The sequence below is a fragment of the Edaphobacter sp. FHG110511_03 genome, from assembly GCF_059115365.1.
This window is the reverse complement of the sequence record NZ_JBZYWL010000001.1, coordinates 605,716-619,938: the sequence shown is the minus strand read 5'-3', so window position 1 is coordinate 619,938 and position 14,223 is coordinate 605,716. Positions and strand designations below refer to the sequence as shown.

Sequence of the window (14,223 nt, the reverse complement as noted above, 5' to 3'; positions counted from 1 at the left end):
AACCAGGACTAGAAGCCATACTTGAACGCCAGTTGCACCACACGGGAGTCGTTACCGACCGTTGAAGTAATGCGCCCGAAGGTGGCGCTGCCAAACGTCGATCCCGGCTGAGCAAAGTGTGCCTCGTTGAAGACGTTGAACACCTCAAACCGGAAGTCCGCGTGCTGATTCTCCGTGACCTGGAAGATCTTGAACAACGACATATCTGTCGTGTTAAACCCTGGTCCCACAATCGCGCCGCGCGTCTCGTTGCCCGACCGGCTGTTATCAACCTTCGATCCAATCATCGGCAGCGAGAAGCAGGACACATTGAAGAACAAAGAGCTCGTCCCCACGTTACGATTCGCCAGATTGTTCGGATTGCAGGTCATGTTCGGGCGGAAGGTAAGTGACTGCGCCGTCGTCGAGGAGTTGAGGGCTGTAAGCGGATTGCCCGACTGCACCTGGAAGATTCCATTCACCTGCCATCCGCCGATCAGCAGCCGCGCGGCCGCGGGCTTATCCAGCAGCCGTGGCAGCTCATAGCCGAAGCTCAGCACAAAGCGGTTGCGCGTATCAAATAAAGCGTTACCTCGTTCCGCTGCCACCGCCCTGTCGATCGAAGCATCGTCCCCAATCGTTGCAGCCAGAATCGGACGCGGTTCGCCAAGATTTAGCCCTGAAAGACTGTCGATGGCGCGGCTCCACGTATACGCCGCGGTTGCTGTCGTGCGATGCCAGCTTCGCAGCGTCATCCGCGCCTGCAGGGAGTCATACCAGCTCTTCCCCGCCGAAAACGTCGGGCGCGTCAAAGCGAACGAAGAAAATACAGCGCGGCTCCCCGAGGCATAAGCATTCGGAGAGCTGGTCGGCGCCGCAACCACGTTCGTCGGATTTACTTCGATAAAGATGGGCAGCTGCTTACCCTGTGTTCCCACATAGCCCAACTCAAAACCCATGTTCGCGGTGAACTGATGTTCGATCCCGAGGTTGTAATGCTGAACGTTCGCCGCCTTGTATGAATGTGGAAGACTCCATCCGATGAAGGTCAGGCCGGGAGGAAAACCCGCGCCGCCCACTGGCACGCCTGCATATGGATTGGAAAACCACGCCGCCGTAGCCGCATTGTTGGGCCGCTGATAGAAATCGATCTCCTGCAGCGGCTGAAATGGCGGTGCCAGGGTTCCGTTCTGAAAGAAGTCGCCCTGCCCGGGCACCGTATCGAAGTAAATCCCATAAGCTGCACGAAACACCGTCTTGCCATCTCCCGCGGGATCGAAGATCGCCGCAAGCCGCGGAGAGACGTTATTGGTATCGGTGAAGTACGTTGCACCCGGCGTATCTTTGTCCCCTGGATAGACAAGGCCTACAGGCGCATTCGGCTGTATCGTCGATTGTTGACCGGGATGCAGCGCCGCAAGATGTCCCTTCGCTTCGGTGTAGGGCTGGTTCACTTCATACCGGCCGCCAACCACGATCGTCAGCTTCGAATTGATGCGGAACTGGTCCTGCGCATAGCCGGAGTAGGTCCAGGACTTTCCATTCATCGCGGGGTCGCCTGACCCCTGTTGGAAGATCTGAGGCAGGCCCAAGAAGAAGTCCGCCAGCGCCGATCCGGTCTTCGAATTCGTACCGTCCGCGAAGGTAAATGCGCCGTTCGGGCGATTGATATACAGAAGGCCAATCCCATCGCGTCGTACTTCGCCGCCGAACTGCAGCGTGTGCTTCCCCTTCGTCCAGGTAAAGTCGTCGGAGATCGTGTCCACACTGTTGCTGCGGGAAGCAAACGGCTGTTGCGCGTCGCCCTGCGTAAAGTATCCGGTCAGTGTTACGTTGGGAAGGCCCGCAGCCTGCGAGTTCGTCGAAGTGAACTGATAGCCGGCCGAAGACAGATCGAGTCCGCTGGTTGCGTTCGGTGCGCCGTCGATCCACTGTCGCGCATAGCGTGCAACGTTGATCATCTGCGAGTTGATTACCCATGTGTCCGAACCCATTGCATCCTGCAGCGTCATAATCTGGCGATTGCCCGCGGGAGCAAAGTTCGACGGTGTAATCGGGCCGAAAAGATTCTGATGCGATCGCATGTACCTGCCGAGAATCGAGTGGGCGCCCAGCTTGAGATCGCCTCGAATCCCCCACATATCGCGGTTGTCAATATTTGGAGGCGAGGCTGTATAAAACCCACCCGGCGCGTTCGGCAGGGGAATATAGGTATTCAGCAGATATTGGCTTACCGCACTGATACGTGCAGGGTCAATTCTGTTCAGAGTTCCGCCGTAATTGAAGGGCTGGTTGTTATTCAATGGATCTCGGATCGTGATTCCCGATGCCGAAAAATCACCATTGCGCTCCGCCGCAGTTAGAACTCTCTGGTTCAGCACATTGCTGGTCGCATCCTTCAGGCGGAAGCCTTCATAGAAGCCGAAGACGAACAAGCGGTCGGGAATGATCTTCCCACCCGCCGCGCCGCCGAACTGGTTCTGCTGGTAGTTCGGCTTCGTCTTGGCGAAGTAATTCTTCGCCGCCAGCGCCGCCTCGCGGTTGAACTCCCACACGCTCCCGTGCCATGTGTTCGTTCCCGACCGCGTCACGACGTTGACTACCGATCCCGCACTCCTTCCATACTGCGCGTCGTAGGAGTGCGTCATGATCTTGAACTCCTCAATCGCGTCCGGCGGAGGCCGCATTACGAATCCGCTATTGAATGAGTCATTGTTCGGTGCGCCGTCCAGCAAAAAGTTGTTCGACTGGTTGCGCATGCCATTTACGTTGAAGCTGCCCGTCGTATTGCCGAATCCTCCCGGCGTCGCATTGCCGCTTGCCCCGCCCAGCGTGGCGGGAGCCGCGATCACTCCTGGAATGAGTGTGCCCAGCTGCGCAAAATTCCGTCCGTTAAGAGGAAGATCCACGACAGCCTGGTGATCCACGACAGTTCCCAGCGTCGCATTTCCCGTCTCCACCAGCGGTGATGAGCTGGTTACCGTAACCTCTTCCACGACACCGCCGATTGCAAGGTGAACGTCGACGCGGGTGGTGCCATTCACCATCACCTCAACCTTCTCCACAACCATCGTCTTGAAGCCTGTGGCGGTCACCTTCACCCGGTACACTCCCGGATTGACCAGCGGAAACGCGTACACTCCATCCTGTCCGGTTTTGGCAGTACGTACCCCAGCCGTCGCGACATTCGTCAGCTCAATCTTCACGCCCGCAACAACCTGATTGGAAGGATCGGAGACCACTCCGTTTACCTGCCCGGTCGCCTGTGCCCAAAGGCAAGGGGATCCACACAGCATCGCCGCAAAGAAAACAGCCGGAAGGAGACGACCCAGCGCCGTGAAAGAAAGTTTTGGGAAACGAACCGCAAATGCCTCACGCATAACCAACCTCCCGGTAAATCCTAGATACAAAGAGGTGTAGCTCGAGCACCCCGATTGGGGTACGTGAACAGCATGGTGCTCATACGACGGGATTGGGGAGACCTTATACGTCGGCAGACGGTCTGTCAACAGACTGTATACTGATCGTGAAAAATCAAAAGTTCGTTGGGATCGGCCCCATTTATCCTTACTGAGCTGATCGGCGCACGCAATCAGCTTTCTTCGTGGAGTCTCAATGGAAAGCATAGTTGAACCTCTCTATCGTAAGCTCCGTCAGGACATCGTAGAGTGTGAGCTCACCCCCGGACGCGCTTTTTCCGAAGCAGAATTTGGCCGCCTCTACAGCGCTAGTCGCACCCCGGTACGCGAAGCCTGCCGGCGTCTCGAGCATGAAGGTCTCATCCGCATCATCCCCTTTCGCGGCTATATGATCGCGCCGCTTTCAGTGGCCGAATTTCACGACCTTGAAGAGATGCAGCTTATCTTTGAACCCGAAGCCGCGGCGCTTGCCGCCGACCGGGCGAATGAAGAAGAGCTGGAGGAGATGAAAAGCCTCGCGACCTATGAATACCGTCCCGGCGATCGTTCCAGCTATCGCGAATTTATCCAGAAGAACTATCAACTCCACACAGTCATCGCACAGTCCACACGCAACAAGCGGCTCTTTGAGCTCGTCAGCAACATTCACATCCGGCTGATGCGCTTCTTCTATCTCGGCCTCCCCTTCGATTCGTATGGTCCCGCGCTGGTCGCCGAGCACATTCGCATTGTCGATGCCATTCGAGACCGCAACTCTAACGATGCGCGCTGTCGGGCCAGCGAGCACATCCGCATGGCCATGGACCGTAGCGCCAGCCTTCTGATGAGCGCCATCCGTTTCGGCGAAGCTGTCTTTGACGCCAACAGCTCGCTCGACGGTACCATTCCCAACACCCGATCCCGCGCCCGCCGTATATAAATTCAACGGCCGAGCCAGCGAAGAAGGCCGGCATCTACACTGCACCATCTCGGAGTCTCCATGTCAGAACAGCTCACCTCGCAGGAAGTCATTCAGCTTACCCGGGACCACAACTACGGCACCTGGCGCAAGCAGAAGTTCTGGAACCCGAACCACCTCGTCTCCGCCGACGGTTGCTATTTCACCGACGGCAACGGCAAGCGCTTCCTCGACTTCTCCTCGCAGCTCATGTGCTCGAACCTCGGCCACAACAACAGGGCCGTGATCGAATCCATCAAGCAGCAGGCCGAAACCCTCGCCTACGCCGCACCCTTCTACGCCACCACTGCGCGCGCCGAGTTGTCGAAGCTCCTCCTCGAGGTTCTGCCCGAGGGCCTTACCAAGTTCTTCTTCACCACCTCCGGAACCGACGCGAATGAAGCAGCCTTCAAGATCGCGCGCATGTACACCGGCAAGACCAAGATCATCTCGCGCTATCGCAGCTATCACGGATCGACCTCCATGTCGGTTGCAGCCACCGGCGATCCGCGTCGCTGGCCCGTAGAGCCCCGCGGCAAAGGCCAGGGCATCCTCTTCTCGCCCGAAGTCAACTGCTATAAATGCCCGCTCAAGCACTCCTATCCTGAGTGCGGTATCGCCTGCGCCGACTACCTCGACTACATGATCGAGAACGAAAGCGATGTCGCCGCGGTCATCGTCGAGCCCGTTGTTGGAACCAACGGTGTCCTTATTCCGCCCAAAGGCTACTTCAAGAAGCTCCGCGAGGTCTGCGATAAGCACAACGTCCTTCTCATCGCCGACGAGGTCATGAGCGGATGGGGCCGCACGGGCAAGTGGTTCGCCATCGACAACTGGGACATCAAGCCCGACATCCTCACCACCGCCAAGGGCATCACCGCCGCTTATGTTCCGCTCGGCCTCTGCGCCACCACGCAGAAGATCGCCGATTTCTTCGACGACAACTACTTCGCCCACGGCCACACCTACGAGGCTCACCCCATGACCCTCGGTCCTGCCGTCGCTACGATCGGGGAGATGCGACGTCTCAACCTCGTCGATCGCGCCAACGAGATCGGTGCTTATCTCGGCGAAAAACTCAATGCCCTCAAGCCGAAGCACCCGTCCATCGGTGACGTGCGCGGCATAGGCCTCTTCTGGGCGGTAGAACTGGTCAAGGATCAGAAGTTGAAGACGCCATTCAACACCTGGCAGGAAAAACTCGACGGCAAGCCCATCGTCGTCGAGCAGATTGCCGCAAAGATGCTCGGTGAAGGCGTCGTGATGCAGGCATGGATGAGCCACTTCGTCCTTGCACCACCGCTGATCGTTGAAAAGGAAGACATTGATAAAGCGGTCACCGCGCTAGACAACGCACTCTCCATGGCGGACGGCCTCCTCGACCAGCAAACCGTTGCATAAATGGTTCTGCGCCGAATGCCTGCTCCATTCGGCGCAGATTATCCTGTTTTAGCGGAATAAAGTGGGGACCTGCGTGTTATTGAAAAGAGAACATCATGAAAGCCCTGATTGCAGCACTTCTCCTCTCCTCCTCTTTGTTGGCGCAGACCACAATGCAAATGTCGAACGAGGACGATCATCGCCCCGTTTCGCTTGTATCCGGCATCGGCAACTCCAACCATCCCATTCGGATCTCCACTCCTGAGGCCCAGAAGTACTTCAATCAGGGGTTCGACTACATCTGGGCCTTCAATCACGACGAGGCCCGCCGCTCCTTCCAGAAGGCTGCCGAACTCGACCCCACCGCGGCCATGCCGCTCTGGGGAGTCGCCCTCGCCGTCGGCCCCAACTATAACGACATCGACATCGGCCACGTGCGCTCCCAACAAGCCATTACCGCTCTGGCCAAAGCACGCGCTCTCGCCCAGACTCAACCCGAGCGGGATTACATCCAGGCCCTCTCCACGCGTTACAGCGGCACCGGCGACAACATCGTCGTACATGGCACCGAATACGCCGACGCCATGAAGGCTCTGGCTGCAAGCTATCCCAACGACGTCGACGCCTCCGTTCTCTATGCCGAAGCCCTGATGGATCTCAACCCCTGGAAGCTTTGGAACCCCGACGGCAGCCCCGCGCCTCACACCGAGGAGATCGTCTCAATCCTTCAGGCTGCCGTTAAAAAGGACCCCCTCCACATAGGCGCCAATCATCTCCTGATCCACGCCACCGAGTCCTCGCCGCATCCTGAGATCGCAATCGCCTCCGCGAAATACCTCGAAGATGCCACTCCCGCAGCCGGCCATCTCGTTCACATGCCCGCACACACCTATCAGCGTACCGGCAACTTTGCCGGCTCCCAACTTGCGAATGAGCGCGCCGTCGCTGCCGACCGCGCCTACTTCGAGTCGCAGCATCTCGAATCCGTGACGAACATGTACTACAGCATGTATTACGTCCATAACATCCACTTCCTCGCCGCCGCCTGCGCGATGGAAGGCAATAACGCCTGCACCCAGAAAGCCGCCGCAGACCTTGTCTCGCAGGTCATTCCCGCTACCAAGGACCACCCCGAAACCGAGTGGTTCCTTCCCACACAACCATGGATGCTCACACGCTTCCAGCAGTGGAAGACCATCCTCGCGGCTACCATGCCCGAACCGCGTCTCAAAGACTTCACCGCGTTCTGGCACTACGCCCGCGGCAGCGCATTCGTCGCGCAGCATAAGTTTCCCGAGGCACTCAAAGAGCGCGCCGCTCTCGCCGAGCGAATCGACACTCTGCCTGCCAATGCGATCCCCGACTTCATGAACCCCGCCAAGTCCGCCCTGCAACTCGCCCTCGACGTCCTCGATGCGCGCCTTCAGGAGGCACAAGGCAACCTCACTCAGGCCATCGAGACCTGGCGCAAAGCCGTCGTCCTCAACGACACCTTCCTCTACAACGAGCCCGCCGACTGGTACTACCCCGTCCGCGAATCTCTCGGCGGAGCCCTCCTCCGCGCACACAAGCCCGCCGAAGCCGAAGCCGTCTTCCGCCGCGATCTCGAGATCAATCCCGGTAGCGGACGCTCTCTCTATGGTCTGTGGCAAAGCCAACTGGCGCAGAAGCAAACTGCGGAAGCCGCGAAGACCGAAGCCGAGTTCAAGAAAGCCTGGCAAAAAGCCGACACAACCTTGACCATCGCTACGCTGTAGCGCTTACAACAGTTCTCTCGAGTCTAGATACCGTTATTCCGAGCCGCAGGCGAAGAATGACGGTATTTTCACATAACAGCAAAATCATTTGCCAAGATAGGGACGTATCTACCGGACGTTGCTCTGGCCGGAGTCTGTTCAAGCCCACAAAAAAATGCAGCATCTGGCACAGAGATTTCCTCTTAGCGATAATAGAAGCCTATGTCGAAGCGTGAATTTCAAACAGAAGTCTCTCAGCTCCTCCAGCTCATCGTTCACTCGCTCTATTCCCATCCGGAGATCTTTCTCCGCGAACTGATCTCCAACTCCTCCGATGCCCTCGACAAGCTCCGTCATCTCACCCTAGTCGACGAAGCCTACAAATCGCTCCCGTTCGACCCCCGGATCGACCTCGAGCTCAACGAAGAAGCCAAGGCACTCACCATCTCCGACACCGGCATCGGCATGAACGAGGAAGACCTCGTCTCCCACCTCGGAACCATCGCCCGCTCCGGAACCAAAAACTTCCTCTCCCATCTCTCCGGCGACGCCAAAAAAGACTCCAACCTCATCGGGCAGTTCGGCGTCGGCTTCTACTCCGTCTTCATGGTCGCCGACAAGGTCGAGGTCATCTCCCGTAAGGCCGGCGAAGACAAGGCATGGAAGTGGACCTCCGACGGCAAGACCGGCTTCGAGCTTGAGCCGGCCGAGCGCGCCACCGCAGGTACCACCATCCTCATCCAATTCAACGAAGAAGGTTCGCAGTACGCCAACAGCTACCGCCTCACAGAGATCGTTAAGAAGTACTCCAACCACATCGCCTTCCCCATCTTCCTCACCTACGACAAGAGCGAGTGGAACGCCGAGAAGAAGGAGTCCATCAAGACTCGCACCACCGAACAGGTCAACTCCGCCTCCGCCATGTGGCGTCGCTCAAAGAGTGAGTTAGTCGACGACGACTACAAGGAGCTCTACAAATCCATCTCCGGCGACTGGGAAGACCCGCTCTTCTGGTTCCACACCCGTGCCGAGGGCACGCTCGAATACACCACGCTCTTCTACATCCCTGCCAAAGCGCCCCTCGACCTCTACCAGGCCGACTACAAGGGCGGCGTCAAGCTCTACGTCAAGCGCGTCTTCATCATGGACGACTCCCGCGAGCTGCTGCCGCAGTACCTCCGCTTCGTCCGTGGCATCATCGACTCCGAAGATCTCCCCCTCAACGTCTCGCGCGAGATCCTCCAGCAGAACAAGGTGCTCAACAGCATCAAGACCGCCAGCGTCAAAAAGATCCTCTCCGAGCTGAAGACGATAGCCACCAACGATCCCGACAAGTACAAGCAGTTCATCGCCGAGTACAACCGTCCGCTCAAGGAAGGCCTCTACGGCGACTTCGCTAACCGCGAGACACTGCTCGACCTCATCCGCTTCAAGTCCACGAACGTCGAAGGCCTCACCTCACTCGCCGACTACAAGTCGCGCATGAAGCCCGAGCAGAAGGCCATTTACTACATCACCGGAGGCACCGAGAGCATCCTGCGCAACTCGCCCCTGCTCGAGATCTACAAGAAGAAGGACATCGAAGTCCTCCTCCTCGACGACGACATCGACGAGATCGTCTTCTCCTCCATCGACAAGTACGGCGATACCGACCTGAAGGCTGTCAACAAAGGCGCAGCCAGCGAAGACCTCAAAGACGAGTCCACACCCGAAAAGGCCGCGGAGAAAGCCGAAGCCCTCAAGCCGCTGCTCGAAAAGATCAAGGGCACACTCGGCGAAGTAGTCAAAGAGGTTCGCGTCTCCACGCGTCTGGCCGACAGCCCCTCCGTCATCGTCTCCGACGAAGACGAGCCCTCCGCCCGCATGCGCCACATGATGCGAGCCATGGGACAAAAAGAGATGCCCGAGCCCACCCCAACGCTCGAGATCAACCCCGATCACGAGATCATCAAAAAGCTCCTGGCGGATCCCGGCAACGGCAAAGCCGAAGACGCCGCGTGGCTCCTCTTCGACCAAGCACTCCTACTGGAAGGTGTCCCCCTGAAAGACCCAGCCACCTTCGTCCAACGCCTCAACCGCGTGCTCAACCAATCCATCTAACCAACACAAGCCGCAAAACAAAACGCCTCCCGCAAGGGAGGCGTTCTTTCGTGGCAGGTTATGAAACGGATCTGTATCTGCTGACAAAGGAATTTGCACTAAGGACGCAGCGTGTCATTCTGCGCAAAGCCCTTCTCAAGCTCGCCCCGTATTTCGGGAGTGTCTTCCCGCGCACCGCATGGTTCAAACCTGACGGGCGAGTCCTTGGTCACGAATTGATCCCTTCGGTCATTTCCGAGTGCAAACACAATGTATCGTCTTCCGGGAACGAAGTGTTCGGCTTCGCTGGATGACGAAGCATCGTTGAACCACTCGTTACGAGTATCTACGATCGCGCCAGGCAGCCAGGGAGCGGGCTCCTTGAGCGAACTGACAACCCGTACCTTTGCCACCTCGCGATGGAACTCGGCATAGTCTTCGTGAACCTTAACGACGTTCGTCGAGAGAGCCTCGACGGCCAGAACATAGCGGGCGTCCCGCGCCAGCGCCCAGGCAGGAATGTCGCAGGGCTTTTGCGGCAAAGAGAACTGTTTCTGTTCGTCTTTTTTGTCGAGATGCCACTCCTTCGCCGCAGGCAGTAGATCTTCAAACTCTTTACATGGGTTGAACCGGGTAAAGCAGGAAAAGTCATACGAGGTCAGGCGCTCGATCTCGGCCGGTGGAGTATGGGTGGAGTAGTAGACAATCCGGATCTGGCAGTTGGGCTTGCAGCCATCCGGTCCCCCCACTTTGTAGTAAGGATGACCTGCAAGCCCCTCAGCGCCGCCCATATACAAGAAGGGGTTCTCTAGTGTCCGATGAAGTCTCTGGTAACTCACGGCACCGATAGAAAGTTCTTTGTCGAAATCATCGAAGACGAGAACCTTGTGGACAGCGAATTTCCCGTGCATTTTCCTTCTGGGAACGGTGACGCCCATCGCGGTGCTTTCCCTCCAGATGGTTCCGTCATGAACCGTGAAGGAGGCTCTAACTCCTGAGGCACGTCCGCCGAACCACTGATAGAGATTCAACCGGTCGTGCTGGAGAAGCCAATCCAGCCAGGCGTGACGTGGAACACGAGGGTTATAACGGTCGATGCTGTCCATTGCGATCTCGTACTTACAACTGGCAGCCGTGCAGCTTCCGTTGTAATGGCCCCACGCTCCCCAGCGGTGCATCAGCCGCCGTGCATCGGCCCATGAGCTCTGATACAGGCGAATCTGGTGCATATCCGCCAACAGCCGCTCAGCGCGCCAGCGCAGCATCCGCTGCTGTATCTGGACCGCCAGAAAAGCGATCAGCACAAGGGACACAGCCACCACACCGGAAAAGCGGACAATCCGTACAGCCCACTTTCTAAAGGTCATATTTGCGTTAGACACCAGGGACCGCGAATTTGCTCCGAACCGTACAGTCAAACCCATTTCGACCGCAGCTAAGAGTAGTCCCAGTTCAAATAAATTAAATTGAGACGTCTCAATTTCCGGTGCTATACTTCGGCTCGCACATTGGAAAGGAATCGAAAACCCATGCCAAAGTACATGATTGAGAGGTCCATGCCCGGCGCCGGAGATTTAACGCCGCCTCAGCTTCAGGCGGCTTCGCAAACCTCCTGTGCCGTGCTCCGCGAACTCGGCCCGCAGATCCAGTGGCTCGAAACCTTCGTGACGCCGAACAAGGTCTACTGCGTCTTTATCGCTCCCAACGAAGAGATCATCCGGGAGCATGCGCGGTTAGGAGGTTTCGCCGCCGACTCCATCGCCGTAATCACAGAGGTCGTTGATCCCTCGACCGCGGAGTCATGCAAAGCGGTGATGGCCGTAGCACGCTCATAAGGACATCTTCAAGAGAGCTGTCTCATCGCACGAGTCGCATGAGACCTCAATCTTCATCCATGCGAGCACCCACACCCGCCCGCATCCCCGTCCGTCTCGTACCGGTCATGCACCTTCGCCCAGTCCGGTAGCGAGTGGGTAGGCCCATACTCCTCGCGTCCCTTCGGCAACACATCGAAGTAGCCGTAGACTCCCATGAACTGTTCGCTGCCGCGCCCGAACGTACCGTACGTATGAAAGATCTCGCCCTTCGCATTCTTGTAAAACACGCTGTGGCCTGAGAGCGTAAACGTCTCCGGCCCGATCGTATGTTCGCGGAAGTTGTAAATCGTCTTTCCTACCTTGACCTCTTCTGGCCGGAACGACACATGAAAGTCATAATTGAACTCCGACTTGTATGACGACACCCAGCAGAACTCCCACCCCATCCTTTTCCGCACCGCTTCAATCTCCTCAATCGGCGCGCGCGATACAGAGACATACGACATATCGTGATGCTCGAAGTGCGGCAACAGTCCATCCACATGATCCGACTCCAGCGAGCACCCCTGGCACTGCCACTCCTGCCCCGGCTCCATCATGAAGTGCTTCACGAACAACTGACTGTGTTTGCCGAATAAATCCGCCAGAGTCCTATCGCCCTCCGGTGACGTAAACGTGTAGCTCTTCTCCACCTTCACCCACGGCAGCGCCCGCACCTTCGCGCTCAGCTTATCGCCCACGCGCACGTACTCCTTCTCTTTTTCCATCAGGTCCAGCCGAAGCCTCAGCCATTCCTCCTGCGAAACCACGCGGTGCCGTGCCAGCGACTCCTCGTTCCGATGCCGCGCCTCCGCAATCGCCGCAGCCATCTTCGGATCATGCACTTCGCTCATGGATAGCCCTCCTCAAGCAATGAGAGGATTGGACGTCATCCCTGAGCCTGCCGTTTTCCGCAGTCCGCGTTTTTCGTCACAAAATTCGCTCATCAAACAAAAAAAAATACGGCACAGACTAATCTGTGCCGTACCCATACAACGCCTCATCGCGCGCCTCAATTGGCTCCGGCATCGCTTCTGTCCCGACCAACAGACCCAGCGCTTGCCGATCGAACAGCCGCTTGTAGGTTCCGTCCCGCTCCGTCACCAGTGACTCATGCGTTCCTTCCTCGACCACCTCTCCGTGATCGAAGACCAGAATGCGGTCGAGCATCCGCACCGTCGACAACCGATGCGCGATGACGATCGCGGTGCGACCTACCATCAGCCGCTCCGTCGCCTCCTGGATCAGCGCCTCGGACTCGGAATCAAGACTCGACGTTGCTTCATCGAGAATCAGCACCGGAGTATCCGCAAGAAAGGCGCGGGCGAGAGCAATCCGCTGACGCTCACCTCCCGACAGCTTTACTCCGCGCTCACCGACCAGAGTGGCGTACCCCTTCGGCTGCCGAAGAATGAACTCCTCCGCATGCGCCAGCCGCGCAGCCTCTTCGATCTGCCGTCGCGTCGCCGAAGGACGACCATACGCGATGTTCTCTGCCAGCGAGCGGTGAAAGAGGATCGGCTCCTGCGGAACCAATGCCATCTGCGACCGCACCGAGTCCTGCGTCACGTTGGCGATGTTCTGCCCGTCGATCAGAATCTCGCCCTCCGTGATGTCGTACAGCCGATGCAGCAGCTTCACGAACGTCGTCTTGCCGGAGCCCGAATGTCCAACCAGGCCCACACGCTGTCCTCCCGGAATGTGCAGCGAGAAGTTCTCGAACAGCGGCGTTGTATGAGCGCCGTACCGGAACGTCACCCGGTCCAGACGAATATCTCCCAGCTCAATGCGAATGGGCTTCGCGTCCTTCTTGTCCACGATGCCAAGCGGAAGCGATTCCAGCGCAACCATCTCTTCCATGTCGTTCACGCTGCGCTGCAGGTTAGCCACGTGCTGGCCGATGTCGCGCAGGTAGCCATGAATGATGAAGTAGCTGGTCAGCACGAATGCGATGTCGCCCGGCGTAGCCGTGTGTTGCCACCAAAGCAGCAGCGCATACAGAATCACCGCGATCCGCAGGCAAAGCAGCACAAGCAACTGCACGGTGCCGCTCCACGTGCCTCGCGTCCACGTCCTGAATGTGCGAAGTCTCCATTTGCCCACAACCTGGCGCAGGCGCTGGTCCTCCCGCGCCTCGGCTCCGAAGGCCTTCACCACCGGGTTGCAGGTGATGGCATCGGCCATCGCTCCGCCGATGCGCGTGTCCTGCGCATTCGACAGACGCGCCGCCGGCGCCACATACCGCAGCGAGAGCGTGATCGACAGGGAGATATAAAGCACCGCGCCAATCGCGACGATCGAGCCCATCATGGGCCAGTGCATGCCCAGCAGCACCGACGAGCCGATCAGCACCAGCACCGCCGGCAGCAGGGCCAGCAGCAGCGTGTCATTCATCAGGTCTGTGGCCCACATTCCGCGGGTCACCCGGCGAACGATCGATCCGGCAAAGTTGTTCGCATGCCAGTCGGTCGAGAATCGCTGTACCCGCCAGAACGCATCGTCGGCAAAGCGCGACATCAGCCGTAGCGTCAACCGCACGATCCCAAGGAATCCGCCATGTCGTCCCATCACGAGCAGCACGCCGAGGCAGGCCATCAACACCACGGCATGCAGTGCGGAGTGAATCGCAGCAGAACGCGCGACTGTGACCGACGCAATCGCGTCGATCAGTTGGCCGGAGTACACCGGCATCAGAAGGTCGGCACCCGTGGCCGCAGCCATGCTTGCAGCCGTAAGGGCGACCATGGTCTTCTCGCGTCGCCAGTGGCGAAACAGAAAAGAAAGAACATCACGGATAGCGGAGTTGCGAGTGGCAGTCATTTTCATCCCATAGGCGG

At 58.2% G+C, this 14,223-nt stretch carries 9 protein-coding genes; 5 read left to right on the top strand and 4 right to left on the bottom strand.

The features are described from left to right. Nucleotides 1-8: 8 nt before the first annotated feature. Nucleotides 9-3,359, bottom strand: a complete 3,351-nt coding sequence (locus tag AC5S26_RS02420; protein ID WP_494183255.1) for a TonB-dependent receptor — start codon at nucleotides 3,357-3,359, stop codon at nucleotides 9-11. A gap of 235 nt (nucleotides 3,360-3,594) precedes the next feature. On the opposite strand from AC5S26_RS02420, the gene AC5S26_RS02415 reads away from it, so the two are divergent. The 4 genes from AC5S26_RS02415 to htpG all read left to right on the top strand — a co-directional run bounded on the left by AC5S26_RS02415 (nucleotide 3,595) and on the right by htpG (nucleotide 9,551). Further along, nucleotides 3,595-4,317: a GntR family transcriptional regulator gene (locus AC5S26_RS02415; protein WP_494183254.1), complete on the top strand. Its 723-nt coding sequence runs from the start codon at nucleotides 3,595-3,597 to the stop codon at nucleotides 4,315-4,317. A gap of 60 nt (nucleotides 4,318-4,377) precedes the next feature. Further along, complete coding sequence (locus AC5S26_RS02410) at nucleotides 4,378-5,736, top strand: aminotransferase family protein (RefSeq protein WP_494183253.1); 1,359 nt, start codon at nucleotides 4,378-4,380, stop codon at nucleotides 5,734-5,736. Between the two features lie 95 nt (nucleotides 5,737-5,831). Beyond that, nucleotides 5,832-7,472: a tetratricopeptide repeat protein gene (locus tag AC5S26_RS02405; protein ID WP_494183252.1), complete on the top strand. Its 1,641-nt coding sequence runs from the start codon at nucleotides 5,832-5,834 to the stop codon at nucleotides 7,470-7,472. Between the two features lie 201 nt (nucleotides 7,473-7,673). After that, entirely contained in the window at nucleotides 7,674-9,551 is a 1,878-nt protein-coding gene (gene htpG, locus AC5S26_RS02400) for a molecular chaperone HtpG (protein WP_494183251.1), read from the top strand. Nucleotides 9,552-9,649: 98 nt separating this feature from the next. Here the strand turns inward: htpG and AC5S26_RS02395 are convergent, their stop codons facing one another. Further along, nucleotides 9,650-10,897: a hypothetical protein gene (locus AC5S26_RS02395; RefSeq protein ID WP_494183250.1), complete on the bottom strand. Its 1,248-nt coding sequence runs from the start codon at nucleotides 10,895-10,897 to the stop codon at nucleotides 9,650-9,652. 162 nt (nucleotides 10,898-11,059) lie between these two features. On the opposite strand from AC5S26_RS02395, the gene AC5S26_RS02390 reads away from it, so the two are divergent. Next, on the top strand, nucleotides 11,060-11,365 hold the full coding sequence (locus AC5S26_RS02390; RefSeq protein WP_494183249.1) for a DUF4242 domain-containing protein: 306 nt from the start codon (nucleotides 11,060-11,062) through the stop codon (nucleotides 11,363-11,365). A gap of 53 nt (nucleotides 11,366-11,418) precedes the next feature. Here the strand turns inward: AC5S26_RS02390 and AC5S26_RS02385 are convergent, their stop codons facing one another. Continuing rightward, nucleotides 11,419-12,240, bottom strand: coding sequence for a DUF899 domain-containing protein (locus AC5S26_RS02385; protein WP_494183248.1), 822 nt, complete (start codon nucleotides 12,238-12,240; stop codon nucleotides 11,419-11,421). Between the two features lie 118 nt (nucleotides 12,241-12,358). Continuing rightward, the gene (locus tag AC5S26_RS02380) at nucleotides 12,359-14,206 is read right to left on the bottom strand and encodes an ABC transporter ATP-binding protein (protein WP_494183247.1); all 1,848 of its coding nucleotides are present in this window, start codon (nucleotides 14,204-14,206) and stop codon (nucleotides 12,359-12,361) included. Nucleotides 14,207-14,223 lie beyond the last annotated feature (17 nt).

Bases quoted from the DNA above. Each gene is read 5' to 3' on its own strand.
- AC5S26_RS02415 (WP_494183254.1), top strand. From the start codon at position 3,595: ATGGAAAGCATAGTTGAACCTCTCTATCGTAAGCTCCGTCAGGACATC.
- AC5S26_RS02380 (WP_494183247.1), bottom strand. From the start codon at position 14,206: ATGACTGCCACTCGCAACTCCGCTATCCGTGATGTTCTTTCTTTTCTG.
- AC5S26_RS02385 (WP_494183248.1), bottom strand. From the start codon at position 12,240: ATGAGCGAAGTGCATGATCCGAAGATGGCTGCGGCGATTGCGGAGGCG.
- AC5S26_RS02390 (WP_494183249.1), top strand. From the start codon at position 11,060: ATGCCAAAGTACATGATTGAGAGGTCCATGCCCGGCGCCGGAGATTTA.
- AC5S26_RS02420 (WP_494183255.1), bottom strand. From the start codon at position 3,359: ATGCGTGAGGCATTTGCGGTTCGTTTCCCAAAACTTTCTTTCACGGCG.
- AC5S26_RS02410 (WP_494183253.1), top strand. From the start codon at position 4,378: ATGTCAGAACAGCTCACCTCGCAGGAAGTCATTCAGCTTACCCGGGAC.
- AC5S26_RS02405 (WP_494183252.1), top strand. From the start codon at position 5,832: ATGAAAGCCCTGATTGCAGCACTTCTCCTCTCCTCCTCTTTGTTGGCG.
- AC5S26_RS02395 (WP_494183250.1), bottom strand. From the start codon at position 10,897: ATGACCTTTAGAAAGTGGGCTGTACGGATTGTCCGCTTTTCCGGTGTG.
- htpG (WP_494183251.1), top strand. From the start codon at position 7,674: ATGTCGAAGCGTGAATTTCAAACAGAAGTCTCTCAGCTCCTCCAGCTC.